20 protein-coding genes are annotated in these 25,026 nt (G+C 58.4%); 11 read left to right on the forward strand and 9 right to left on the reverse strand.

Annotated features, from left to right (window positions below):
* Positions 1 to 418: 418 nt before the first annotated feature.
* From HY011_05980 to HY011_06005, 6 genes are all read left to right on the forward strand, one after another.
* On the forward strand, positions 419 to 1,435 hold the full coding sequence (locus HY011_05980; GenBank protein MBI3422469.1) for an alpha/beta fold hydrolase: 1,017 nt from the start codon (positions 419 to 421) through the stop codon (positions 1,433 to 1,435).
* Between the two features lie 179 nt (positions 1,436 to 1,614).
* Positions 1,615 to 2,007 carry a hypothetical protein gene (locus HY011_05985; protein MBI3422470.1) on the forward strand — a complete coding sequence of 131 codons (393 nt, stop codon included), beginning with the start codon at positions 1,615 to 1,617 and terminating at the stop codon, positions 2,005 to 2,007.
* Positions 2,008 to 2,235: 228 nt separating this feature from the next.
* Positions 2,236 to 4,104 (forward strand): PQQ-binding-like beta-propeller repeat protein, encoded by a 1,869-nt coding sequence (locus HY011_05990; protein MBI3422471.1) that lies wholly within the window; start codon positions 2,236 to 2,238, stop codon positions 4,102 to 4,104.
* Positions 4,105 to 4,261: 157 nt separating this feature from the next.
* The gene (locus HY011_05995) at positions 4,262 to 5,425 is read left to right on the forward strand and encodes a DUF3089 domain-containing protein (protein ID MBI3422472.1); all 1,164 of its coding nucleotides are present in this window, start codon (positions 4,262 to 4,264) and stop codon (positions 5,423 to 5,425) included.
* Positions 5,426 to 5,443: 18 nt separating this feature from the next.
* The gene (locus HY011_06000) at positions 5,444 to 6,370 is read left to right on the forward strand and encodes a prolyl oligopeptidase family serine peptidase (GenBank protein MBI3422473.1); all 927 of its coding nucleotides are present in this window, start codon (positions 5,444 to 5,446) and stop codon (positions 6,368 to 6,370) included.
* Between the two features lie 481 nt (positions 6,371 to 6,851).
* Entirely contained in the window at positions 6,852 to 7,871 is a 1,020-nt protein-coding gene (locus HY011_06005) for a zinc-dependent alcohol dehydrogenase (protein MBI3422474.1), read from the forward strand.
* 118 nt (positions 7,872 to 7,989) lie between these two features.
* On the opposite strand, the gene HY011_06010 is transcribed toward HY011_06005, so the two are convergent.
* The 5 genes from HY011_06010 to HY011_06030 form a co-directional block, all read right to left on the reverse strand.
* Positions 7,990 to 9,081 (reverse strand): hypothetical protein, encoded by a 1,092-nt coding sequence (locus HY011_06010; protein ID MBI3422475.1) that lies wholly within the window; start codon positions 9,079 to 9,081, stop codon positions 7,990 to 7,992.
* Positions 9,082 to 9,123: 42 nt separating this feature from the next.
* The gene (locus HY011_06015) at positions 9,124 to 9,570 is read right to left on the reverse strand and encodes a hypothetical protein (protein MBI3422476.1); all 447 of its coding nucleotides are present in this window, start codon (positions 9,568 to 9,570) and stop codon (positions 9,124 to 9,126) included.
* Positions 9,571 to 9,656: 86 nt separating this feature from the next.
* A complete protein-coding gene (locus tag HY011_06020) occupies positions 9,657 to 10,226 on the reverse strand; it encodes a hypothetical protein (GenBank protein ID MBI3422477.1) in 570 nt (189 codons plus the stop codon).
* 188 nt (positions 10,227 to 10,414) lie between these two features.
* Positions 10,415 to 10,645: a hypothetical protein gene (locus HY011_06025; GenBank protein ID MBI3422478.1), complete on the reverse strand. Its 231-nt coding sequence runs from the start codon at positions 10,643 to 10,645 to the stop codon at positions 10,415 to 10,417.
* 140 nt (positions 10,646 to 10,785) lie between these two features.
* Positions 10,786 to 13,683, reverse strand: a complete 2,898-nt coding sequence (locus HY011_06030; protein ID MBI3422479.1) for a CHAT domain-containing protein — start codon at positions 13,681 to 13,683, stop codon at positions 10,786 to 10,788.
* A 652-nt stretch (positions 13,684 to 14,335) separates the two neighbouring features.
* Between HY011_06030 and HY011_06035 the strand changes: the two genes are divergently transcribed.
* The 4 genes from HY011_06035 (at position 14,336) to HY011_06050 (ending at position 17,815) form a co-directional block, all read left to right on the forward strand.
* Positions 14,336 to 16,954, forward strand: coding sequence for a DUF1592 domain-containing protein (locus HY011_06035; protein MBI3422480.1), 2,619 nt, complete (start codon positions 14,336 to 14,338; stop codon positions 16,952 to 16,954).
* Between the two features lie 63 nt (positions 16,955 to 17,017).
* Entirely contained in the window at positions 17,018 to 17,293 is a 276-nt protein-coding gene (locus HY011_06040; protein ID MBI3422481.1) for a BrnT family toxin, read from the forward strand.
* Entirely contained in the window at positions 17,256 to 17,543 is a 288-nt protein-coding gene (locus HY011_06045) for a BrnA antitoxin family protein (GenBank protein ID MBI3422482.1), read from the forward strand. The genes HY011_06040 and HY011_06045 overlap by 38 nt, the downstream gene beginning before the upstream one ends.
* A gap of 68 nt (positions 17,544 to 17,611) precedes the next feature.
* Positions 17,612 to 17,815, forward strand: a complete 204-nt coding sequence (locus HY011_06050) for a DUF1585 domain-containing protein (GenBank protein MBI3422483.1) — start codon at positions 17,612 to 17,614, stop codon at positions 17,813 to 17,815.
* Between the two features lie 2 nt (positions 17,816 to 17,817).
* Here the strand turns inward: HY011_06050 and HY011_06055 are convergent, their stop codons facing one another.
* On the reverse strand, positions 17,818 to 18,693 hold the full coding sequence (locus tag HY011_06055) for a hypothetical protein (GenBank protein ID MBI3422484.1): 876 nt from the start codon (positions 18,691 to 18,693) through the stop codon (positions 17,818 to 17,820).
* Positions 18,690 to 19,568: a DUF692 family protein gene (locus HY011_06060; GenBank protein MBI3422485.1), complete on the reverse strand. Its 879-nt coding sequence runs from the start codon at positions 19,566 to 19,568 to the stop codon at positions 18,690 to 18,692. Before HY011_06060 ends, HY011_06055 begins: the two co-directional genes overlap by 4 nt.
* 463 nt (positions 19,569 to 20,031) lie before the next feature.
* On the opposite strand from HY011_06060, the gene HY011_06065 reads away from it, so the two are divergent.
* Complete coding sequence (locus HY011_06065) at positions 20,032 to 20,871, forward strand: LLM class F420-dependent oxidoreductase (GenBank protein MBI3422486.1); 840 nt, start codon at positions 20,032 to 20,034, stop codon at positions 20,869 to 20,871.
* A 628-nt stretch (positions 20,872 to 21,499) separates the two neighbouring features.
* Here HY011_06065 and HY011_06070 read toward each other — a convergent pair.
* Together HY011_06070 and HY011_06075 are read right to left on the reverse strand one after the other, a co-directional pair.
* On the reverse strand, positions 21,500 to 23,722 hold the full coding sequence (locus tag HY011_06070; protein MBI3422487.1) for a hypothetical protein: 2,223 nt from the start codon (positions 23,720 to 23,722) through the stop codon (positions 21,500 to 21,502).
* Between the two features lie 314 nt (positions 23,723 to 24,036).
* Entirely contained in the window at positions 24,037 to 24,402 is a 366-nt protein-coding gene (locus HY011_06075; protein MBI3422488.1) for a hypothetical protein, read from the reverse strand.
* Between the last annotated feature and the right edge of the window lie 624 nt (positions 24,403 to 25,026).

The following is a 25,026-nucleotide window of genomic DNA, read 5'->3' on the forward strand; positions in this document are numbered from 1 at the left end:
AGGTTCGATTAGTCTCCTTTACGTGGTCAATCGCCACAACGAGATGATTCAACCTCTGACCTATCTACTCCAGCTACTTTCGCAACTGGAGTTTACCGCCGCACCTCTTACTCATCATGCCGTCTCCTTTTATAGTGAGGTCATTGCTGCCAGTTTGCGGGCGGCAGGTTAGTCTCAGTGTATGTGGGCTGTCCAGATGTCCGGGCGAATTGTGTGCGGAAAAATTGCTGACCGGTCGGTAAGTTTAGTATCATCCGGCTCGCTGAATCATCTTCACTCATTTGCATTTCGTTTTTCGGCAGTTCCACACCCTCGCCCAGCGTCCGCGCTCCGCGCCTGTACGCTGGCTGCGGCGGCTGTCTGAAGGGCACGCTCCTTACACTGTCGAAGACGCTTACGTCCGAAAGGGAAGACCGCTATGCCAACCAAGTTTTGGTTTTTCGTCACGCTTTCTTTGTTGCTGCTCGCCAGCCCTACGTCCGCCCAACAACCGGCGAGTTCGCGCCCGCCTGATCCGGCGGCGATTCGACCCGCGCCCGCCACGAGTTTCAAAGCGCCGGAGAATATCGAATTCCGCACCGCCAACGTCATCAGCGAAGGCGTGCGCATTCATGCCGAGCTGTATTCCTTAAAGGCGCTCGCGGGCAAACCCTTGCCGACGATCATACAGGCGCACGGCTGGGGCGGCACGGCGGCGAACTTCCGGTTGGATTCGCTGGCGCTGGCGAATGCGGGTTATCTGGTCATCTGTTTTGATTATCGCGGCTGGGGACAAAGCGACGGGCGCATCATTCTGGCCGCGCCGCCTGAAAAACACGAAGGCCGCCGTTTCACCGCCCAGGTCGAAGAGTTACGTGAATACGTTGACCCAATGGAACAGTTGACCGACTGGTTCACCGTCATCAACTGGGCAATGGGCGAACCCGCCGTGGATAAGCAACGCATCGGCCTGCGCGGTTCCAGCTATTCGGGCGGACATGTGTTTTTTGTCGCGGCGCGTGAACCGCGCGTCAAAGCCATCGTCAGCCAGGTCGGCGCGTTTGATTCGCGCTGGGTCATGGCCGATGAAGCCAATCGCAAACTCACCTATGACGAAGCGACCAAACGCGCGCGCGGCGAACTGGGCTATCCCGAACCGCGTGTCAAAGCCGTCGGCAACCTGATCGGCGCGCCCATCCGCGACAAACTCATTCACTATTTGCCCAGCGATGAGGCCGCCAAGCTCAAAGATTGCGCGGCGCTCTTCATCGTGGCCGAAAAGGAAGAACTCTTTGACAACAAAGATCATGCCAAGCTGGCCTATGACCGCATGCCGGGGACGAAGAAGAAATACGTCTCTTACCCAGACATCACGCATTACGGCATTTATCGCGAGAAACGCCAGGAGGCGATCAATCTGGCGATTGAGTGGTTCGATCAGTATTTGAAGAAATAACCCGGCAGGTTCAGAGTGCAAGTTCAAGTTAAGAGTTCACGCTTCAGCGTGCCTAAGTCGAATTAACACGCTGAAGCGTGAACTCTTAACTTGAACTCTTAACCTGAACTCTGAACCTGCACCCAACGTCATTGGCCCAAAGCCGGTATGACAAGACAAATTTTTTCCAAGGAGAATCCATGCAACTGTCGAAAAAACTGTTTCTCAACTTGTGCCTGTCGTTGTTGGTCGTTGGCGTCTTGTCGGTCATCGGCAGCGCCCGCGCCAACTTTGCCGATCTCACGGGCACCTGGAAGCTCACCTTGCAAACGCAGCAAGGCACCAGCAACCCGACCCTGACCTTAAAGCAAGAAGGCGAAGAGTTGACTGGCACTTACAAAGGCCGTCTGGGCGAAGCACCAGTCAAAGGCACGGTCAAAGGCAATGCCTTCAAATTCAGTCTCAAGGTCAACGCGCAAGGCAACGAGTTGCAAATTGATTATGACGGCACCCTCGAAGCCGATGGCACCATCAAGGGCAAAGCGAAGTTCGGCGACTTCGGCGAAGGCACGTTCACTGGCAAGAAAGAATAATTTCAGACATCAGCCCCAAGGGGGCGCAATATGATAGCCCGGTGCAACGCACCGGGTCAGCAGATGAATGGTTTTCAAGCCCCAACGGGGCGCAATAACTATCTCGCCCCGTTGGGGCTTGCCTGATTTGATGTCCTGCGCCCAGGGCGTTGCCCTGGGCTTCATTACTTCGCCCCGTTGGGGCTGAGCAGTAACTCTTTGATTTCCACACCATCGAGAAAGCACGCTATGAAAGCATCCGCAAAAATCATCGGCAGTCTGGTATGTCTGCTGGCGCTCGTTTACGGCTGGGGATTCCCTTCCACCGCGCAAGACCTGGCGGGCAAAGCTGCGCCGCCCGATGGCGCGAAACTTTATGAAGCGCGTTGCGCCGTCTGTCACGACAACGCGCAAGACCGCACGCCGCCCAAAGCGCAACTCGCGCGCAAGCTGCCCGATGAAATTATCACCGCGCTCACCAACGGCGTGATGAAAACGCAGGCCGCCGGGTTGAAGGAATTGGAAATTCGCGCACTGGCCGTGTATCTGACCGGCAAACAACCGGCGGGCTTGCTCGACCCCGCGCAACTCGCCAATCGCTGCCAGACGCCCGGCGCGCCCCTCAATCTGAAAGCGGCGAATTGGAACGGCTGGGGCGCTGATCTCGATAACACGCGCTATCAACCCAAACCCGGGTTGAAGGCCGCCGACGTGCCGCGCCTCAAGGTCAAATGGGCGTTCGCCTATCCCGCCTCAATGGCGATTGGGCAACCAACCATCGTTGGCGACCGGTTGTTTGTCACGACCGATTCGGGCCAGGTCATCAGCCTGAACGCGCAAACGGGTTGCGCCTATTGGGCGGTGGGCGTGAATGCGCCGGTGCGCACGGCGGTTTCGGTCGGCCCGCTGCCCGCTGGTCACAGCAGCGGGGCCAAATTCGCCGCCTATTTCGGCGACGAACGCGCCACGGTTCATGCGGTGGATGCCGAGACGGGCAAACATTTGTGGCGGATAAAACTCGACGATCACCCGGTCGCGCGCATCACGGGTTCGCCTGTCCTGCACGGTGATCGTTTGTACGTGCCCGTTTCTTCAGTCGAAGAGGCCATCTCGCGCGGCGACAAATACGAATGCTGCAAGTTTCGCGGCGCGATGACGGCGCTCGATGCTTACACCGGCAAACTGCTCTGGAAGTCGCACACCATCACCGAAGAGATGCGGCCATATAAAAAGAATTCGGCGGGCACGCAGCTTTACGGCCCGGCGGGCGCGGCCATCTGGTCGGCCCCGACGCTCGACCTCAAACGTGGCGTGCTGTATGCGGGCACGGGCAATTCCTACACCGATGCGCCCACGACCGGGGCCGACTCAATCCTCGCGTTCGATCTGGCGACGGGCAAAATTCGCTGGGGTTTTCAGGCCCTGCCCAACGACAACTTCATCATGAATTGCCGCCAGCCGGGCCAGGGCAATTGCCCCGAAAACGCCGGGCCGGATTTCGATTTCGGCAGTTCACCGATCTTGCGCAAACTGCCCAACGGCAAAGACGTGATTCTCGCCGGCAACAAAGCGGGCATCCTCTTCGCGCTCGACCCTGACAACCAAGGCAAGAAACTGTGGGAAGCCAAACTCGGTTTTGGCACCGCGCTGGGCGGCATCGAGTGGGGCTTCACCGCCGATGCGGCGAATGTGTATGTGCCGCTGGCCGATCCGTTCGGCGATCCCAAGCAACGCAAGCCGGGTCTGGCCGCCGTGAAAATCGCCACCGGCGAAAAGCTCTGGTTCATCCCCGCGCCCGAAGCGAAATGCACCTGGGGGACGACCCGCTGCAACAACGCGCAATCGGCGGCGGCTTCGTTGATTCCCGGCGTCGTGTTTTCGGGCGCGTCTGACGGTCACTTGCGCGCCTACGCGACGGCTGACGGCAAGATCGTTTGGGATTTCGATACGGCGGGACAGCCTTACGATGCGGTCAACGGCAAGCAGGCCAAAGGCGGCACGATAGATGGGGGCGGGCCGACGATTGCGAACGGCATTGTTTATGTCAATTCCGGCTATGGCCGCATCATCGGGATGCCGGGCAATGCGTTGCTGGCGTTTTCGGTGGAGGGCAAGTAGCAAGGAATTTTTTGGCAACCTTGTACAGCGGACTGATAGTCCGCTGGCAGTCTGCAAGGCAAGCCCGCGCAGGATGATTGGAGTCTCTGCCAATGTACGATTGGTAAAGACCGGCAGCGGACTGACAGTCCGCTGTACATTTGAACAAGGAGCATCCATGTTACGACGACGCACTCTGACGTTCTTCCTCTTTACGCTGCTCATTGCCCCGTTGGCAGTGGCGCAAACCGACAACAAGCTCGCCAAGAACGATTACAGCAAAGGCGAAAACTGGCTCTGCCGTCCGGGCCGCCAGGATGCCTGCGCCGCTGACCTAACGACGACCATCGTCGAAGCCAACGGCACACTCAAAGAAGAGAAATTCAAAGCCGATCCCAAAGCGCCGATTGATTGCTTTTACGTCTATCCGACGGTTTCGCTCGACGCGACGCCCAACAGCGATATGACTGCCGGGCCGGAAGAGAATCGCGTCGTGCAATACCAATTCGCGCGCTTTGCCGCCAAGTGCCGCGTGTTTGCGCCGCTGTATCGCCAAGTCACCTTGACCGCCTTGCGCGCCGGCATAGCAGGCAAGCCAATGGCGGCAGATCGCGTGGTTGGTTACAACGATGTCGTTGACGCTTGGAAACACTACCTGGAACACGATAACCTGGGGCGCGGCGTCGTGCTGATCGGCCATTCACAAGGCTCCGGCGTGTTGACGCAACTCATTCGCAACGAAATTGACGGCAAGCCTGTGCAGAAACGGCTCATCTCGGCTTTGCTGCTCGGCACAAACTTGGCCGTGCCCAAAGGCAAAGACGTAGGCGGCGCATTCAAAAACATTCCGCTTTGCCGCGCGGCGTCGCAGCCCGGCTGCGCGATTGCCTATGCCTCGTTCCGCGCCAATCAACCACCGCCTGCCGATACACGGTTTGGCCGTGTTGCTGGCGATGGTATGGCGGCAGCTTGCACGAATCCAGCGGCCTTGGGCGGTGGTAGCGGCGCGCTGCACGCATATTTGAATAGCGGCAGCAACAGCGCCGAGCCACCTGTTTGGGTAACGCCTGCGAAGCCGATCAAAACGCCATTTGTCAGCGTGCCTGGCTTGCTCACCGCCGAATGTGTGTCGAACGAGAAAGGCAGCTATCTGGCGGTTACGGTGCACGGCAATCCGGCTGACCCGCGCACCGACCAAATTGCGGGCGATGTGGTGACGAATGGGCAGGTGCAAGCGAACTGGGGCCTGCACACAATTGACGCGCACCTGGCGATGGGCAATCTGGTAGACATCGTCGGCCAGCAAGCCAAAGCCTATCTTGCCAAACAAGCGAAGAAGTAACTCAAAAGGAGGGCTGTGATGAAAACGCTGTTGCGGTATTCGACCGTCGGCACAACCTGTGCACTCGCCTGTTGTCTGTTGTTGGCTGCCACGAGTGCGTTCGCGCAAAATCCCGCGCCCACACCCGCACGTCCAATCATCGGTTCACCCGCCGCCGCCGCCGGCTTCCAGCAGTTGGCAAAAGACCGATTGGCCAGCGACTTCATTCAGGATCGCTTTTACAAATTCAAAGAAGCGGGCGATTTGTGGCAGCCCTATTCGATCTTTGTGCCGCGCAATTACGACAAGGCAAAGAAATGGCCGCTGATCGTCAATCTGCATGGGTTGAACATTACGCCCGTGCAACAGATTCGTTTTGAAGGTGTCGCCGAACTCGCCGAAAAATACGGCTATATTGTGGTTTGTCCGATGGGGTATTCGGTGCGTTCGTTCTGGGGCATCCCCAACATCGGGCGCGGGCTGATCGAAGGCGAGCCAGGATTTGAGAACGAGAAAAACTTAAAGCTGAGCGTGCAGGAATTGGCCTATGCCGACACGCTGAATGTGTTCAAACTGGTCAAGCAGGAGTTCAACATTGACGAGAACCGCATCTTCCTGATGGGGCATTCGATGGGCGGCGCGGGTGCGTATTTTTACGCCGCGCAGCATCCCGAAATCTGGGCGGGCGTTGCGCCCATCGCGGGCGGTGGCATAGATGACCGTTACGCGCCGGGCGAGAAAGTCAAGGACCTGACCTTTCTGGTCTTGCAAGGCGAAAAGGATTTGATCATCAATGCCGCAGCCTCGCGTGCGTCGGTGGCGAAGATGAAGGAGTTAGGCATCAAGCATACTTACATCGAAGTGCCCGGCGCGGATCACGAAGTTTGGATTCGGCACAACCCGGCGAACATCGCCAAGTTGTTCGACTTCTTCAACGGCTTGAGCAAAGCAACGGCTAAGCCCTGACCTAGACCTTGCTCATCGAAAGTTACACGGCTGGCGATTAATTTCAGACCCAGTGAATTGTGCATCACGAATGCGGCGGCCTTTGGAAGAGAGAAAAAGCATGGGGTTAGTTCGGAACTGCCCTATCTTGACGAGTTGCCTGCTGGGTGGGCTGCCAGCGCGTGGGTCGCTTTTCAACCGACCCTTAACCTTTTACTTGAACCGGGCAGGCTACAGCCAGGCGATCTGGCGACGACGAGCACTTACGATGGCAGGGCCGTCCTCTATGGCATTCGTATAGATTCGGGCGCTCTCAGGCCAGGGCTGAAACCGCAACCTGGCCGTCAACTTCGGCGACGGTTCAGACACATATTCTCCATTCTGCATTCTTCATTCATTGGCAGAGAGGCAGCGGCGGTTACTGTACGGGAATTGAGAATGGCGAATGAATAATGGAGAATGCTTTGGCGCGCCGACAAGCCAGGGAAACGAAACACACTTTATGCAAGCAGCACTCTTACGCGAATTCGGTCAACCGATCACGCTTGAGACTTTGCCTACGCCGGAACCTGATGCGGGCGAAGTCGTCATCAAAGTCGCCGCCTGTGGCGTCTGTCATTCGGATTATCATCTGATACACGGCGAATGGGATTTGCTCAAGCCCATCACCAAACTGCCGCTCATCCCCGGTCACGAAATCACCGGCACTGTTTCCGCCGTTGGCGAAGGCGTCACCAACCTGCAAATCGGCGACCGCGTTGGCGTGCCCTGGCTCTATTACACCTGCGACGAATGCGAGTTTTGCCGCGACGGACACGAGACGCTGTGCGTTAAACAGAAAGTCACTGGCTGCACGGTGGATGGCGGCTTTGCCGAATACCTCAAAGCCAAAGCCAGCCACACCGCCAAGCTGCCCGACAACTTGAGCTTCGCCGAAGCCGCGCCGCTGTTGTGCGCCGGTCTCACCGTTCACAAAGCACTGCGCGTCGCTGAAGCCAAAGCCGGTCAGCGGCTCGTTGTTTTCGGCGTCGGTGGTCTCGGTCATCTGGCCGTGCAACTCGGCAAAGCGGCGGGCATGGAAGTCGGCGCGGTGGATGTCACTGATGACAAGCTGCAACTGGCGACCGAGTGCGGCGCGGATTGGACGGTCAACGCTGCGGCTGGCCCCGCGCATAAAGAAATCAAAAAACACGGCGGCGGCGCGCACATCGCGCTGGTGACTGCGGGAAGCACGGCGGCGTATGAAACGGCGCTGCGTTCGTTGCGCCGCGCGGGCACGCTGGCCGTGGTCGGAATGACGCCGCAACCCATCAGCGTCTCGACCGTGGCGCTGGTGTCGGGTGAATACAAGATCGTCGCCTCGGCGGTCGGTTCGCGCCAGGATTTGGCCGAAGTGCTGGCGCTGGCGGGCGCGGGCAAACTGCGCTGCCGCATCGAAACGCGCCCGTTGGCCGAGGTGAACGAAGTCTTTGCAGCCATGCGCGCAGGGCAGATCACGGGTCGCATCGTGCTGACGCTCTAAAACCCCTGGGTACGCACGGCTTCCAGCGTGCAGTCTCGGCGACAGGCGGCTTCCTTCCGGCAGGAGAACGTCTCTTCCCGAAACCGCACGCTGGAAGCGGTGCGTACCCAGGCAAAACCTAATGTCGCAACAACCCCAGCGCCACTTCCACCATAATCAACACGATCACAATGATTTCCAGCGTATGCGATTGCGCCGTGTGCACGCGATCATTCAGCAATTGGTAAAACTCCGAAGCAATGTCCAGTTTTTGCGCGATCTGCTGTTGCCAGTCCTGTAAGTTGAAACGCCGCACGCCGAGCGTATGCAGCCGCGCCAGATAAAGATTGCCGATCAGCTTCAAGGCATTTTCGACGCGCTCGGCCAGCAGCGAAGATTCGATGCGGGCTTCGGCCAGTTCCGCGATGGCGCGTTTGTAGGTGTTGCGGAAGGGCATCGGCAACGCATTGCGGCGGCGGATGAGGCGTTCGTATTCGTGCAGCCGTTTGTCGAGTTGGGCGTCAATGTAGCGGGCTTCCAGCAATTCGACGTTGAGCAGTTCCAGCACGTTCACCGTGTCTTCGTAATCGGCGTCGAAGATCACCGCTGAATTCCACTCCAACAAGGCGAGGTCGTCGGTGTAATACGAGAGCCGCTGGCTCAGGGCCTCTTCCTGCAACTCGCGGCTGAGTTGCTTGACCTCGAAGCGCAACGTTTGCGCCAGCGCCGCCCCGTGCTGTTGCAGCAACTCGTCAGCGTTCAAGGCCGCCTCGAATTTTTCCACCACGAAGACATAGTAATCTTCGACCAGTGCGGAAAAGGCCGGTTTGGTAATCGCCGGTTCCAGCCGTTGCAACAGGCTTCCCATCAATTCGCGCGCGTGGGCTTCGAGATTGCGTTCGTAAAGGTCGTGGCTGATTTGCGGCAGTGCGGCGAGCGCGAGCGGTTCGCCGCTGACGGCCAGCGGCCAGCGATAGGCAATGCTGACCGCGCCGAAATCGAAAATCGTCGCCTGCATGTGGCCGGGCCGCGTGACCAGTTCCGCTGTCGCCCCCAGGTGCAATATCTGCGGCGCTTTGCTGTATTGCAGATAATTCGGATTGAGCTTCTTGCGCGACAACGGTTGCACGGGCGTCGTGGTGAGCAATTCTCGCACCTTGTCGAGATCAACTTCATAGCCGACATCGAAGGCGAAAAAGGCGATCACGTGGCCTTGTTGAATATTGGTCATACGGATTCTCCGTGTGGCTGGCCGTCTGCGCTGCGTCTGTGGTTAGAGCAACTTCGCGCGAAAGATGACCAGCGCGATGGCGACGATCAGCCCGCCCAGCAACAGCCAGAATACGACCATCAGCAGGTGCTGTTTGTCGGCGATCATCCGCGCGTAATCTTCGCGCAGTTCGCTCGGCGAATTCAGCTTCACCTCTGTCACCTCGGTCAGCAGCACTTGCAGGCAAAAATACAGCGCCCCCATCCACAGCAGCAGCGGCGCGACGAAGACGAGCTTCCACCGCACATTAATCATTTCGGGGATGAATTTCGCAAAGCCGAGAATGCCGAGGTAAATGCCCTGTAACGCGCCGAGTCCCGTCATCAGCGCAGTCGCCGCCCCGCGCAACGAGGCGGGCGCGTCCTGCACCAGCTTGCGCCCGTAATCCAACCACAAATCGGCATCGGGCGGCGGCGGACTGTCGCCCAAATCAATGATTTTGTCTGGCATCGTGGCCTCCTTGAAAATTGAACAGAACGGGGAGCGTCAGCGACCTGCGCCTTCACACCCGGACGCATTCAACAGACAGCTACTTATCAACTTTCCTGCTTCGGCGTATATACATTCCCCACCCATAAATCATCGTCCGTAAAATCCGGAATCAAGTCTACCCCCTGATGATAAAGCACATAATGAATGGCGCGCTCAACCTGCCGTTCGTACCACAAATGCCGTTTGCTGCCGCCCTCAGCCCAGGGCGAATGGGGTTCCTGCCACAAACCGTCCCTTCGCAATTGCCGTGTCGCGTAAGCCTTAAAATCATTGAGTACTTTTTCAGGATGACAAGCTGCCGACACTACGGCGTGCGCATGATTGGTACGCACGTTCAGAGCGCGCAATCCCCAATGACGAAATTGGCAGACCGCTCGAATGGCGGAGTCCACAGCCACGCAGCCTGATATATTTAAGATCACGGGCGGGTATTTCATTCTTTCCCGCGCGGCGGTTTTTCTCACCTCATCGCGCGGGGCGTAGGGCGTTCCCCACACGTTATGGTCGCGGTCTACGGAGCCGCGTTCGTCCCCGTGCAGCCACGTGCCATAGCTACGAAAGGTAATCAGATAAGCCAGCGGGAGGTGATTTTCATTGAACTCGTCGTCGTACATAAAAATGCCCCACAGTACGGAACGGGGAGCGTCAGCGACCTGAGCATTTACGTTCAAGCCCAATCAGGAAAAGCGCAGGCCTCGCCTATCAATCAATACTTGGCAATATCTGGCAAGCGCAGGCCTCGCCTATCAATCAATACTTGGCAATATCTGGCAAATAGCTGGCATTGGAGTACGCAGGTCGCTCACGCTCCCCGTTCCGTACCGGCCACCTTTCCCAACTCGCTGCGGGTGAACACGACGCGGCCATCCGTGCAGGTGCGGCACCTGCACACCAACTCGTTCGGCACATCGGCGGCGGCGGGAGGGGCGGGCGCGATTCTCACGACCGGCGCCTTCCGCAACAAGTCGTCGCGCGTGAAGTCATTGTCGTGTTTTTCCTTGCCATTACATTTCTTGCGGATGATTTGACTCATACATATTTCCTCGGAACATGTACCGTAGGTTGTCCAACCTGCGGGTGATTCGATGATGAAGTTGTTCAGTTACCACCAAGCGGCTGGATGACGAGCCTTCTGCAGGTTAGACAACCTACGGTACACGGCTTCGTCACGTTTCATTGCAACCACTCCGGCACATCCTCGCCCGTAGCCTCACGCCACGCCGCAGCGAAGCCGTCCCATTTGCCGCGCAAGCTTTTCAGCATATTCACCACGATTCCCGTATTCGGCGATTGCAGTTTGCTGAAGGCGCCGAGCGCATTCAGCAACCACCCAAACGCTTCGGCACAACGCCCGGTTTCCGTGAGCAACCGTCCGATCTGCCCTTGCGATTCCGCCACGCCCGCCACGTTGCCGATCTCTTCCAGAACTTTGAGCGAGCATTGATAGTAGTCGAGCGCCGCCTCGTAGTTCCCCCGATTTTGCTGTAGCATACCGAAATTGTGCATCAGTACTGCTGCATCGGCGCGTTCAACTCGATCCAGCACGCGGGCATATTGGCTTTCGACGTACCGGCCAAAGCCCCAGCGATCGAGCAGTTCGTGCGCGCCGAGCAGAAGCTGAGAGGCATCGCGGTAATCTTCCGCTTCCATCAGCAACTCGAACGCTTCCATCCCGCTCCACACCAGCGCAGGCGTCTTTTGCTCATCGGGAATCCGCTTTGTCAGGTTGGTGTAAAAGCCGGTGGCCTCGCGCAAGCGGTTGCGCCACGTGCCGGCTTGTTTCTCGCGGCAGAAAGCGCGCACCAGGCTGTGAACATCCAGACGGCTCAATTCATCGCTTTCATACACCGGCGTCAGCAAGCCCCATTCGATCAGTTCGCGCACCGACTGTTGCAAATCGTCCGGCGCTTGCCGTTGGACGGGCAACATCTCCGTCAGCATTTGCAGCAGCGTCGCATCATCGGCGTCTTTCAATTCAGCCGGAAAGTTTTCATCCTGCCGCAGCATTGCAATCATTGGCTGCAATGCTTCCGGCGACAGTGTCACTGTTTCGCCCATCACCCATTCGGCAGCTTCCAGCGGCACGGCCACGCGAAACGCCGCCAGCCGATTCAGCAATGTGCGCGCTGGTTCGGTCAAACTTCCGTAATTCAATTCCAGCGCCAGATGCTCGCGCAATTTGGTGTGCACGGCTTTGGCGTTCTGCAAGGCGTTGGCGACGGAGGAGGTCTGGCAACACTTATCGAGCGCCACCAACGCGAAGGGATGCCCGCCGAAGGTGTGGTAAATCGCTTCTTTCTCGGCGTAGGCGACCTTCGCCAGGCGCGGCAATTTCAGCATCACCGAAAAGGCTTCGGGACGGCTCAGATCGCCGAGCGGCAACGACGCGACATCGCTGAGACGCTCATCCAACTCGAATAGAAAGCGGCAGGTGAAGACAAACTTCGTGTTCGTCACCGTCGCCTTGACCAGCGCGGCCAGAAAGCGCCGCAAGCCTTCGTCCGCAATGCGAAAGCCCGCTTCAGTGCGCGCAAGCTGCGTCTCGAAATTATCGAAGATCAACAGCAACGGCCATTGCGCCAACACCTGCGCCACCATCTGCGCCAGCACCTCCGGCTCTAACGGCTGCCCGACGAATCGTTCGAGCACGCTGATGTCTTGCAACGCAAAGTACCGGTGCAATTCCAACAACACACGCTCAGGCGCGAGCGTGGCGCCCGCACAATCGAATGCATAGATGCCTTTGAAACGCGGGCCATCCTGCCGGCGGCGATGGTACAAACGATCTGCCGCGTGCGCGATCAGCGAAGTTTTGCCGATGCCGCCGATGCCGTGAATGATGACGGCGCGATGGTTTTTGACCAGCAAATCATCGCGCAATTGCCGGTACTCTTTGCGGCGTCCGTAAAACTTGAAGCCGAGTTGCGGCAAGGTGCCGAGTTGAAAGCCCGTGTCTATGGTGGGATTGAAATTGACGGTGGGTGCGTCTGCCGCTTTGGCTTGCAAACAACCGCCGTTGCCCGTCAGCAACACCAGCGCCAGCGCATCGGCTTGCAAGACCGCATCCTCGCTCAGCCACAACGCCCGGCGCGCGGCGTGGGTTGCCGCTTCGAGCACTTGCCCGGCGCTGAGTTTGGGATAGAGCACTTCGGCCAGCTTCAAACCCCCGCCATCCGAAATCGCAAACTGCATCGCCAGCACGGCGGGAATTTTCTTTTCGACCAGCGCCCGCGCCAGATCGCGGAAACCGCCGGTGTGCAGCGTCTGCGCCGTGTTGCAACCCGAAATCACCGCCAGCCGCAACGTGCCGAAACCTTTTGCCAGCGACGCGACGAAATCGTTGACGCCAACGGGCAGCCGCTTGCCGTCGTGATCTTCCAACAACAAACCGCCGCCCTGTTCGGGCGCGATGCCGTGGCCGGTGAAATGCAGAATGTGGTAACCGGCTTCGAGGCTGGACTCCAGAATTTCCAGTTTGGCTTCGTCCTCGAAATCTACGTGGAGCTTGCCCTGACCGGCGGGCGCATTGATGGCTTCGAGCAACAATTCCTGCTCGCGTTCGATGTTCAGGCGCGAAACATCGGGCAAATCCGGCGGCGAAGAAACCAGCGCCAGCATGCGAATGGGCAACGGAATCGCGGGCAAATCGGTTATTGGATCAATGCCGAGCGGCAAGCGCGTGAGCGTGGTTTTGGCGCCGGCGGCGAGGAATTCCGTGCCGTCGTGCAGCGCCTCCCACGGCACGGCTTCCAGGCGTTTGGCGTCAGCGTGAATGCGCACACGCAAGGTCAGCAAATCGGCGCGCTCGCGCTGTGCTTGCCAGAGCCGTTCGATTTCGGCAGGGAAAAGTTTTTGATAGAGCTTTTGTCCGAAGGCTTGCAAACGTTCGAGGCGGCCCAGCGGATCGCGCGGGTTGAAATCCAACCGGCTGATTTCAACTTGCGCCAAATCATCGAGGCGATATTCAAAACGCGCCGAGGCCAACGGCTGCGCCGCGTCAGGCGCGTAAACCGTGACGTTGAAAATGTCGCTGGTGTCGGACTGCAGATGAAACTCGAGGACGCTTGTCACAACACTGTTCCTTTCCAGTTGAGGCAAACTCAGCCTGGCTGAGGTGAGCCGCAACATTGACGCTGGGATTTCGCACTTGCCGGAATTCGCCCTGTGAAGCTGTAACCGCATAAAAGATTCAGCGGCAACCAATGAAAGACTGTTCCAAGCAATCGTACACATGCCTGCGGTCTCCGACAATCGGGTATCCGTCAATATTTTGTGCCAAGACAGGCCAAGGCGGCTCGCGCAGGAGTAGCGCCACCCGCCGAGGTTGCGCGGCTTCATCAATGACGGACATGGCTATACCTCCGACCGCGGCGCAAGTGGTGAAGCCGCGCAAACCCGGCGGGTTGCGCTACTTGCGCCGCAGCGTCCGTTGCCGTGCACGCAAAACCTTGACGCCCACCCTCGACAATCCACACACAATGTTTATCGCCCGCGCATAGCCACCCCCGCGCATAGAACGGCTGCCGGAAGGACGCCGCCCTTCCGCACATCAGGCGGTACAGCCACAAAGCGATCCTCGAAAATTTACAGGAAGCATAAATCCCCATCCCCATTGCGCAATCAATGGCAGTTGTAGTGACATGAAATTCATCGTGCCGCTATGTCGCGGTGCATGGCAAGCATCCATTCGAGAAATTCCTGGCAAAGAATCCGGCAGAGAATTATGACTAGACGACTGAAATTCATTTGTGTGGTTGCAGTGGTGTTTGGTGGTTGGTGTTCTGGCCGATTGCAACCACTGCACGTGGACGCGGGCGCAGCGCGGCCAGACGCGGCGACAAATACACGCGCGTTTTTGGCAACACATTGTTATGCCTGCCACGACAGCCGGACGAAAAAAGGCAATCTCGATCTGACTGCACTCGAGTTTGAGTTGACGGATGCCAAGCTGTTTGCGACTTGGGTGAAAGTGCACGACCGCGTGCGTGACGGTGAGATGCCGCCGAAGAGTGCGCCGCAACCGGAGGCCGCCGCGCGCGCCGCCTTTCTGAAAAATCTCGTGCCACCCCTGATCGCGGCGGATGCCGCGCGCATTCGGCGCGAAGGCCGTGCCGTGCTGCGGCGGCTGAACCGGTATGAATACGAAAACACGTTGCGCGATTTGTTGGATGCGCCTTGGCTGCAAGTCAAAGAGTTGCTGCCCGAAGATGGTGAGCGGTATCGTTTCAATAAATCCGGCGAAGCGCTCGGCGTCTCGCACGTGCAAATCAGCCGCTATCTGGCGGCGGCGGAATATGCCTTGCGCGAAGTCATGGCGCGTTCAGAAAAACAGCCGGAAACTGTGACAAAACGCTATTACGCCCGCGAACAGCGCGCCTTCACCAATCACATCGAATTCTCGCAATTCAATACGTATACCGAACGCGCCACCTTTCCGCTCAGCGGCAACGAAGCCGATGTCGCCGTGCTTGAGAAAAAAGCGCCGCTGACCGTTGGCGCAGCCGATCCCGTCAAACGCGAACTCGAAAGCCTGGGCGTCGTCGCCAGTTCTTACGAACCGCTTGAAATCCGCTTCAATCAATTCAAAGCGCCCGTGCCCGGTCGTTACAAGCTGCGGCTCAACGCGCATTCGTTTTGGGCCGGGCCGCAGCCGGGCGACAAATGGTTCCACCCCAGCCGCACCGAAGCTTTTGCCGGACGCACGCACGAACCGATTACGCTCTATGCCGAAATCCCGCCGCGCCAGATGCGCTACCTCGCCAACGTAGATGTTTCGCCCGAACCTTCCGTGCAGGAGGCCGAAGTCTGGTTGCTAAAAGACGAAACGATTCGGCCCGACGCCGTGCGCTTGTTTCGTTCGCGCCCGCCCAACTGGCGCAATCCGCTGGCCGAGAAAGACGGCCAGCCCGGCGTGGCCTTTCGCTGGTTGGAAGTCACGGGGCCGATTTATGACGCCCAAACGGAGTGGCCCGGTCGCGGGCATAAGCTGCTGTTCGGCGCTTTGCCGCTCAAGAAAAACACCAAAGGCCAAATCGAAATCATCTCGACCAATCCGCGCGCCGATGCTGAACGGTTGCTGCGCAACTTCCTGCAATGCGCCTATCGCCACGCCACGCCGCCAGCGATTGAAGAAGACACGCAACGCTTCCTCAAACTCGTCAACGCCGCGCTGACCAACGGCGACAGCTTTACGGAGGCAATGATTACGACGTATACCGCCGTGCTCTGTTCGCCCGCGTTCACGACGCTCGAAGAAAAACCGGGCCGTTTGGATGATCACGCCTTGGCTGCGCGCCTCGCCTATTTCCTCTGGAATTCCGCACCCGATGCGGCCTTGCGTGAACTCGCGCAGCAGAGCGCCTTGCGCAAACCCGCCGTCTTGCGCGCGCAGGTTGAGCGCATGCTCAACGATCCGCGCGCGCAACGCTTCGTCAACGCTTTCCTCGATTACTGGCTCGATCTGCGCAAGGTGAATATCACTTCGCCGGATGAGTTGCTTTACGCCGATTATTACCTGGATGACCACTTGGTCGAATCATCTATCGCCGAGACGCGCGCGTTTTTTGCCGAACTCGTGCGTGGTGATTTGCCCGCGCGCAACGTGATCGCGTCGGATTTTGTGATGATCAACGAAAGGCTCGCGGCGCATTACGGCTTGCCGGGTGTGCAGGGTTCACAGATTCGCCGTGTCGCCTTGCCGCCCGATGGAATGCGCGGCGGCTTGCTCACCCAAGCCAGCGTGCTCAAAGTCACGGCAAACGGCACCACCACTTCGCCCGTCGTGCGCGGTGCGTGGATGATGGAACGCCTCCTCGGCAAACCCGTACCGCCGCCGCCGCCCGGCACGCCTGTCGTCGAACCGGACATTCGCGGCGCGACGACGTTGCGGCAGCAACTCGAAAAACATCGCACCAATCAGAGTTGCAACGTCTGCCACGCCAAAATTGATCCGGCGGGTTTTGCGCTCGAAAACTTCGATGTCTTCGGCGGCTGGCGCGACAAATACCGCGCGTTGGCCGAGGGCGAAAAAGCCCCCGGCATCGGCAAGAACGGCCAGCGGTTCGCCTTCCGCTACATTCAACCGGTGGATGCTTCCGGCTCGCTACCCGATGGTCAGAAGTTTCAGGATGTGCGTGAGTTGAAACGCTTGCTGCTCAAAGACGAACGGCAAATCGCGCGCAATCTGACCACCCAACTCATCGTCTTTGCGACCGGCGCGCCCGTGCAATTCAGCGACCGTCCGCAGGTCGAAGCGCTGCTGGAGCGCGCGGCCAGCAAAGGCTATGGCGTGAAAACGCTGCTTCAGTTGCTGAGCGAGAGCGGGTTGTTTCTGGGTAAGTAGCTCAAAGAGATGCCGGAACCCACGCTTTGCTGTAACGACATTCTGTAGCTACAATGCAACCCCATGAAGTTCGAGTGGGACGTCGCGAAATGCCAGACCAATCTTGCTAAACACGGCATTGATTTTGCCGATGTGGGGCCATTGTTTGACGGAGTAACTGTGACCATGCCGGACGACCGCTTTGATTATGGCGAAGAGCGTTTCGTCACACTCGGATTGCTCAACGGTTTCGTGCTGGTGGTTGTTCATACAGAAACTGACAAGGTCATCAGGCTCATCTCCGTTCGCAAGGCTACGAAAAATGAAGAAAAGAGTTACTTCAACGAAATCGCAAACTGACTGGAAACGCATAAAGGCGACGAAGGATAAAGACATTGATTTTTCGGACAACCCGGAATTGACACCGGCAATGTTTGCGCGGGCAGTGGTCAGACGCGGCCTCAAACCCATCTCACGCAAGACGCAATTAACACTGCGCGTAGACGACGATGTATTGGATTGGTTTCGGCTACAGGGACGCGGCTACCAGACACAGATTAACGCGCTGTTGCGGGCTTATATGGAAGCGCATAAGCAGGACGTGGCTTAATCTAAATTCAACCGGCGGATGCGTCGGATACGCTGCCCGCTGGACAGCGCTTTCAAGACGTGTGTGAGTTGAAACGCCTGCTACTCAAAGACGAACGGCAAATCGCGTGCAACCTGACCACTCAACTCATTGTCTTTGCGACCGGCGCGCCAGTGCAATTCAGCGACCGTCCGCAAGTCGAAGCGCTGCTGGAGCGCGCGGCCAGCAAAAGCTATGGCGTGAAAACGCTGCTTCAGTTGCTGAGCCAGAGCGGATTGTTTCGGCATAAGTGACTTCAACCACGCTCCAATAACATCAGCCCGCCACACTCCAACCATTCCGCCAAAATCTCTTGCGCTTGCGGCGCTTTGACGCCGGTCATGGCGGCGCGTGTGAGCAGGCTGCGGATTTCCGCCGGACGTTTCGCTTCGCCCAACACGCCCCAAGTCGGTTTATCAATGTGCGTGAGGGTGATGCCCGTCGCGCCGGGGCTGAAGAGCAGATACAACTTGCGTTTGGGTTCGACGGCGGGCAATTGCGGCAAACGCGGCGCGTCGTCACAGAGCGCCATTGCGGGCATCAGGCTCAATTCAAACAAGTATTGTTCGACGGTTTGAATCGCTTCGATCACATTGGCCTGGAAGCTGGCGACGCCGTAACCGGGCGCGAGGCGAATGTGTGCTCGGTCGTTAATCGTTGCCGGCAATTCACTGGGTTCGTAAGCGCCTTCGCGCGCCAGGGTGCGGCGGCAGGCGGCGACGGCGGCTTCGAGGCGCACGATGTCGGTGATTTGCGGGGCGCGCCAGACGCCATTGCGGCAGCCGTCCAAGAGAAATTCGGAAAAGGACAGCGCCAACGAGCCGCGCTGTTGCACGGCTTGATGAAAGAACGCGCTGGAAAAGAATTGTTCGAGCGCGGCCAGCGAACGCGTTTCGGCGAGGATGATCGTGGTGGAGACTTTGAACTCTTCGGCCAGCGTGCGCAGCGTGCGTTTGCGGCGCAAAGCATCGTGCCGCCAGGCGCGGCGGTCTACGGCCAAGAGTTGCGCGCGTTCGGCGGCGGTGAGTTCCAAACCTTGCAACGCCTGTTCGGGCGCGGCGTGCACGGCGGCGACAAAGGCTTCGTCCCAGAACATGCGCACGACCAGTTTTTGCAGCGTGTGATGACTCATTGCGCGGTGACTCCGGCTTGAACGGGGAACAGCGCGTTGAGCCGTTCAAAGTTGGCAATACAAGCTTCCGGCAGATTGTGTTCGCATTCAAAGACGATGGCTTTGAGGTTGGGCGCGCGCGGCACGACGTATTCCAAAATCTCCCATGTCGCCGGTAAGGGTTCAGGTGAATGGTTGTCTTCGATGTAAGCGTAGCCTTCGACTTCGGTGTAAGCGCCGCCCGCGACGTGCATTTCGATGATGCGGTCGAGCGGGAAATTGTCGAGCGCGGCGAGCGGCGACAGACCGCGCGTTTGTTGAAAGATGGCGAGGTGCGCGCAATCCAGCAAGACGCCGCAATCGGCCTGTTCAGCCACCAGCGCGAAATAATCGAGGATGTGCAACTCGCCCAGATAAATCACCGAGGGCGGATTTTCAGGCAGACAGAACAGGCCGGTTTCACTTTCAATCGTCTTGATGCTTGCGGCTGTTTCCAGCGCGGACTCGCGGCTCAAGATCGGCGGCAGCAACAGCCCGTGGCCGCGTTCGCGCGCGCCGAAATGCCAGCGGCCCGCATCGCCGCACAGCCAGGCCGCACCGATTTCGCGGGCGAACGTCTTGGTGCGCGTCAGCCAGTGTTGATCGAGGTCGGCTTGCTCTTCGAGATTGATGTCGAGGAAGTGATAGGTCGTCGCGCCGCCGTGCGCGGCCCAGCGCCGCACGCCGTCATCAAGGCCGCGTTCGAGGTCGCCGCCGTATTCATAAAAATGCACCAGCGCCGGGTAATGCTCTTTCAGCCACGCGACGTCAATGCCTTTTGCGCCGCTGTTGAACTCGCCGGAAAGGCCGACGCCCAGGCGCGGCAGCCGCTGCACTCTGTTTGCGAATGTGCTCATACGCCGGATTGTAGCGGACGGTGAAAGACAGGCTCAAGCGTCGCCCGCGCGGCCAGACATTTGCCACAGAGGCACGGAGACACAGAGGAAGAAAAAGAGAGCGGAAGCTGATGTCGGGACACTTTTGGCAGCGCGGAAGATAGATACGCGGATGACGCGGATGCAGTGGATCGGCGCGGATCAACCAAAAGAAAAATCCGTAAAATCCGCATCATCCGCGTATCCAAGTTGCCTCGTTTTGAAGCGCTTGGGCGCATCTTTTCAAAAGCGTCCCTGACTTTAGGAATGGAAGAGGAAGAAAGAGGGGGTTGTTGCAATATCTCCATACCAAATTTCCCTCTGTGTCTCCGTGCCTCTGTGGCAAACCTGATTTGTGTGCATGCCGGCTGGCGATTCTGCTGGAACTGACTGAGAATGCGCCCGGCAATTCACCACAACCACTTCACCAATCAAGGAGCAACCCATGCATATCGGCGTATCCATGTTTGTCACCGAGTACACGATCCAACCGGCGGAGTTGGCGCGCGAATTGGAAGCGCGCGGCTTTGAATCACTCTGGCTGCCCGAACATACGCACATCCCGGCCAGCCGCCGCACGCCGTATCCCATCGGCGGCGATTTACCCAAAGAGTATTGGCACACCTACGACCCCTTCATCGGTTTGATGGCGGCGGCGGCGGCGACCGAACGCTTGCGCCTCGGCACGGGCATTTGTCTGTTGATCGAACGCGATCCGATCACGACGGCGAAAGAAGTCGCCACGCTGGATCGCCTGTCAAACGGGCGCTTCATCTTCGGCATCGGCGGCGGGTGGAATGCCGAAGAGATGGAAAATCACGGGACGGTTTACAAGACACGCTGGCGCTTGTTGCGCGAGCGCGTGCTGGCGATGAAAGAAATTTGGACGGAAGAGGAAGCCGAGTTTCACGGCGAGTTCGTCAACTTCGATAAAATCTGGGCGCACCCGAAACCGGTGCAGCGTCCGCATCCGCCGATCATTATGGGCGGCGACGGGCCGACGACGTTTGATCGCGTGATTGAATACTGCGACGGCTGGCTGCCGATTGCGTTTGCGGCGGGCAACCTGGCCGAGCGCATCGCGGTGCTCAAACAACGCGCGGAGGCGGCGGGCCGCGACCCCAACTCAATCAGCGTGACGGTTTCAGCCGTCAGACCGGCGCCCGGCATTGCCGAAGAATTGGCGCAAGCAGGCGCTGAGCGGGTGAATTTCTTCCTGCCCGCAGCGGGCCGCGAGACGGTGTTGCCGCTACTGGATCAGTATGCGGGCTGGGTTCATTCCTAGTGGACGACTTCAAAAGTACTGCGCCTGCTTTCGGTGAGTATTTGTAACTGCTCAGCCCCTCTTCGCCGCGTAGCGGCGGCTGACTTTAGCCGTGGGTTTCAACCCACGGTGGATGTGGAAACAAGCCCGCGTCGCGTCAGCGACGCCTGAATTCAACCGTCGCTGACGCGACGCGGACCATGATGCCCTTCCTGTCCCGTGGGTTGAAACCTTGTCATTACCCAAACTTTGCACGAAACGTGTAGTCGGGTTTTCAGCCCGCGAAGGCGGGCGGCAGCATAAAGCCCAGGGTGTAGTGCACACGCGCGGAACCCTGGGAACATTGGCGAAAACCCGCACAGCCCGCGAAGGCGGGCGGCAGAGCGTGGAGAGCCAATCAATGTCTGTCGCCCGCGTTCGCGGGCTTGCGGCTTCAACTTGACGCTTTCCTGGGGTTCCGGCTGCGCCTTCACCCCAGGCTTTATGCTGCCGCCCGCGTTCGCGGGCTGAAATCATGCAAAGATTTGGGTAAGGACAAGGGGTTGAAACCCACGGCTAAAGTCAGCCGCCGCTACGCGGCGAAGAGGGGCTGAGTAGCGGCGTTCTCTCTTAGAGTTGCTAAAGCATTGGTTGGTTGGCAATGGCTTCATCAGCGGAAAAGATCCGTGACATCCATTGAAAAGAAAAACGCGCCGCGCCCTTCGCGGGCGTGCGGTTGCGGATTGACGGCGTAACCCAGCGTCACATTGAAATTGACCAGCGTGAGCCGCATACCGCCGCCAATCCCGTAGCGCGTGCCAAATTTGTCAGGCCAGATGCGCGCGGCGTCGAAAATGAAAACCGGACTGAGCGAAATCAAATTCAATTCGTGCAGGAACGAATGCAAGACCGGCTCGACGGCTTTCAAATCCTCATCGGCCAGCGTTTGAGCCGCCTGCTCAGCTTCGGCAAACTGGGGGCCGCTGAGCTTTGTCACCAGCGCCGCTTGATGACTTTGCAGCGAGGTCTGAATCTGACGCACGTGCTCGACTGCCGCCGTCGCATTGGTTTGGCCTAGTCTTTCCGCGAGCGCGGTGAGGTGCCGCCGCAAGCGCGTGATGCTTGAACAATCTTCATCCGTCTTGCAGGTGTTGCTGTCGGCTTCCTTCACCAGGCCGTCCAGCTTGCCCGGCAATTCGGACTGTTTTGCAAAGGTCTCGCCCAGGCTGAAGACATCATCCATCACGTCGTCCCGCGCATCCTGGAAGTTGTCGCGCAAATCGGCGGTGAGCGTATCCGTGGCCGGCAGCGTATCCAGCGCGGCGCTCAGCAGCTTCACGTCCTGTTCCAGCAAGAGCGCGTCAGCAATGAACGCTTTGAAGGCGGGCACATCTTTTTTGCGTGCCGCCGTAAGGAACTTGCGCGTGTTCTCTTTCGAGGCATTCAAATTCTCAAAAAACTCTTTTTCCTGCGCCAATTCTCTCGGAATAATCGGATAGCCCCACACGGGCCGCGACACCGTCAGATTGACTGCGTAAAAGCTGGTGCCGCCGAACGGGCCGCGCGTGGCCGCCGCATTCAACCGGTTTTCCGGGATGCTGCGCACCAGCGGGCCGCCGCGAATACGCCAGTTATCGCCCGCGATGAAATCCTCCGCGCGATTGCCGCCGAAGAAGCGTTCGGCCACCGGCAGCTTGCCCAGGGTTTGAATTTTCCCGCCGCTGAATTGCAGCTCCAGGTCGAGCGGTTTATGGAAATCACCGTTATTCGGCTCGTCCTCTTTGGGCAGAAAGCGGGCGGCCAACGCCGCATCGGCGACGTGTTTGACAAAATCCACCGAGGCCGCCGCGCCATTCGTCCCGAGTTGCAAGCCGTAAGAACCAGCGAAGGAATAGCGCTTGCCGCGCGCCGTCGCGCCCACAAAAGTTTTGAGCGAGCCATAGCCGGAATTCGCCACATCGTTGCTGCCCGCAAGCGCCGCAGGCATGTTCGTTTGCTGGTTGCCGCCCGCGAGCGCGGCGCCGAAACGGACGACCACCTTTTGTTCGCCCAAGGGCTGGGTCGCGCCGAAAAGCTGGGCATAGAGCCGCCCTTCGCGGATGCGGTTGCTGCCCGCCGGCGTATCGGCGTGGTAATACCCCAGTCGGTATTCCAAATGATCCAAGCCGGAAATTTGCGGATTGCGCGACCCCACCAATTCCAATTCCTGGGTATTGCCCGCCGTCGAACCGGTCGCGGTCAATTGCACGGCATCAAAAAATCCGCCCGGCGTGCGCAGCAGCATTTTGCCGCCGCCGAACCCACGCCGCGTGCGGTTGTATCCCGCCATTGGTTTGAAAAGGAACGCGCCTTTGGCCTGTTGCGTGCCCGCTGCGGTGGCGGGTTCGGCGATTTCTTCCGTTTTGGCTTCGAGCGAGTGACTCAGATAGGAATTGTAATCGGTCGTGAAAATCCGAAAGACCACGTCGAGTTGACCCGCTGGCCCCGCGTCGCAATGCTCGATTTGCCCGGTTACCACCAGCAGCCTGAAGCGCTGGTCGCCGCTGCTCTCGACAGCTTTCATACGCTGGCGCAGCAGTTCGTGCGCGGCATTGAACTGTTCGAGTGAAAAGACGCCGCCGGCTTGCAACGGCAGTTCCGGTTTATAAGCCGCCAGCGAATGCCGCACGGTAAACAGAAAATCCAGCGGACTGCGAATCTCGATCTTCCGCACCGTGAAATTGCCCTTGGCATAAAACGACGGATTCTCCGAGCAGGGCTGCGTCCCAGCCGCGCTGAGCGCGCCACAGCCAAGACACAACCAGATGCCGATGAGAACACAGTGGCGGACAGCATCCGGCCACGGCCAAAATGCGCTGCGCTTGTCAGCAAAGACAATTATCCTTTGAGGCATCTTTTCTCTTCCTTGCACAGGCTGGTGTCCTAGATCGGTTTCCATTTGCGTAGACAGCAGAGCGCCTGGCGTCGGGACGGTACCGCGCGCGTGAGCAAGCGGCGCGTCACGTCTGGCATACTGGGACAACAGTGCAATTCTCCGCTTGCTCACGCGCGCGGTACCGTCCCGGCGTTAGGCTTTTGCCCTATCCCGTAGTGAAAACCGATCTATGCTTCCATCAAGTTGCTTTGAAGGGCGCTACGAGGTCAGTACCGCGCCCGGCAAGAAGCGCAGCACTGACCAACGCCCATTATTTCCAAGTTGCTGAGACACTAGGCCGTGACACGCGACGAAATAATGGCTTGCGCGTCTGACTTCGCGCGTTTGGTGGAAACCTTCCCCTCTTTGTTTGCCTTCGCTGTGTCGGCGGCAATCAAGGCCTTACTCGTCTGTGCATCATCCAGCCCTTTCTTCGCCGTGGCTTCGGCTTTCGCGTGGTGTTCGACTTGAATGTCCACGTTCAGCGTGACGACCTCAGCAAAAGCGTCCGTCGTCTTTTTCCGCTCTTCCAATTTGAAGGTCATCTTCCACTCAACCGTATCATCTGGCAGAGGGTTTTTGCTCAGCCCGATATTGATTTTGCGAAGCTGATCCTGGGTTACGACCATCAGGTCAACAGATAATTTTTTGACTGCCATGTGTGGGTCTCCTTTAGTGATTCCTGCGGGCGAATCGGTTGATGCGAGGCGAAATCAACCAGCTTTGTTGGCAACTGACTAAGCAGCGCCAGTAACTCAACCGGCGAAATCGCCCCAGCTTAACAAGCGTACCCTCAGCTATTCTGATCAGGCTTGCAGGTGCCGGAGGGTTCAACACTTGCAGTAGTTGTTACAGCCCCGCCAGCTTCCTCAAATCGTCCAATGTGCTATTGAACCGATCCAAGCCCACCTGCTGGTTTCGGTTGCGGCGTTTTGCCACCGAGTGACCTTTTGATCCCTGCCTAATCATGCGTGTTCCGCCCAAGAAACCCGCCACAGGGCCGAAAAAAATGCAAGGAATTGCTGGGCACTATGAATTGGCTAGCCGGGAAAGGTTAGCTGATGCGGTAACGATGCCGACAAAAATCAAGCTGGTGTGCGGCACCAACAGCTAAAAGCCTGAACTGCCAAAGCACTTTCATTTCATCTACTGAAATTCTTACAGCAGATGCGAGACACATGTGGTGGAGCTATAGCATTCAAGATAGAACTTACGCAGAAGCATTGCCACAGAGGCACGGAGTCACAGAGGTAAGCCTTAAACTTCCAGAAAATCTTCTCTCT

It is taken from the genome of Acidobacteriota bacterium (assembly GCA_016196035.1).
GTDB lineage: Bacteria > Acidobacteriota > Blastocatellia > RBC074 > RBC074 > JACPYM01.

Excerpts from the sequence above, each read along its gene's own strand:
- HY011_06020 (MBI3422477.1), bottom strand. The coding sequence starts at position 10,226 with ATGTACGACGACGAGTTCAATGAAAATCACCTCCCGCTGGCTTATCTG.
- HY011_05990 (MBI3422471.1), top strand. The coding sequence starts at position 2,236 with ATGAAAGCATCCGCAAAAATCATCGGCAGTCTGGTATGTCTGCTGGCG.
- HY011_06060 (MBI3422485.1), bottom strand. The coding sequence starts at position 19,568 with ATGAGCACATTCGCAAACAGAGTGCAGCGGCTGCCGCGCCTGGGCGTC.
- HY011_06025 (MBI3422478.1), bottom strand. The coding sequence starts at position 10,645 with ATGAGTCAAATCATCCGCAAGAAATGTAATGGCAAGGAAAAACACGAC.
- HY011_05995 (MBI3422472.1), top strand. The coding sequence starts at position 4,262 with ATGTTACGACGACGCACTCTGACGTTCTTCCTCTTTACGCTGCTCATT.
- HY011_05980 (MBI3422469.1), top strand. The coding sequence starts at position 419 with ATGCCAACCAAGTTTTGGTTTTTCGTCACGCTTTCTTTGTTGCTGCTC.
- HY011_06045 (MBI3422482.1), top strand. The coding sequence starts at position 17,256 with ATGAAGAAAAGAGTTACTTCAACGAAATCGCAAACTGACTGGAAACGC.
- HY011_06040 (MBI3422481.1), top strand. The coding sequence starts at position 17,018 with ATGAAGTTCGAGTGGGACGTCGCGAAATGCCAGACCAATCTTGCTAAA.
- HY011_05985 (MBI3422470.1), top strand. The coding sequence starts at position 1,615 with ATGCAACTGTCGAAAAAACTGTTTCTCAACTTGTGCCTGTCGTTGTTG.
- HY011_06035 (MBI3422480.1), top strand. The coding sequence starts at position 14,336 with ATGACTAGACGACTGAAATTCATTTGTGTGGTTGCAGTGGTGTTTGGT.
- HY011_06075 (MBI3422488.1), bottom strand. The coding sequence starts at position 24,402 with ATGGCAGTCAAAAAATTATCTGTTGACCTGATGGTCGTAACCCAGGAT.
- HY011_06055 (MBI3422484.1), bottom strand. The coding sequence starts at position 18,693 with ATGAGTCATCACACGCTGCAAAAACTGGTCGTGCGCATGTTCTGGGAC.
- HY011_06000 (MBI3422473.1), top strand. The coding sequence starts at position 5,444 with ATGAAAACGCTGTTGCGGTATTCGACCGTCGGCACAACCTGTGCACTC.
- HY011_06015 (MBI3422476.1), bottom strand. The coding sequence starts at position 9,570 with ATGCCAGACAAAATCATTGATTTGGGCGACAGTCCGCCGCCGCCCGAT.
- HY011_06065 (MBI3422486.1), top strand. The coding sequence starts at position 20,032 with ATGCATATCGGCGTATCCATGTTTGTCACCGAGTACACGATCCAACCG.
- HY011_06005 (MBI3422474.1), top strand. The coding sequence starts at position 6,852 with ATGCAAGCAGCACTCTTACGCGAATTCGGTCAACCGATCACGCTTGAG.
- HY011_06010 (MBI3422475.1), bottom strand. The coding sequence starts at position 9,081 with ATGACCAATATTCAACAAGGCCACGTGATCGCCTTTTTCGCCTTCGAT.
- HY011_06070 (MBI3422487.1), bottom strand. The coding sequence starts at position 23,722 with ATGCCTCAAAGGATAATTGTCTTTGCTGACAAGCGCAGCGCATTTTGG.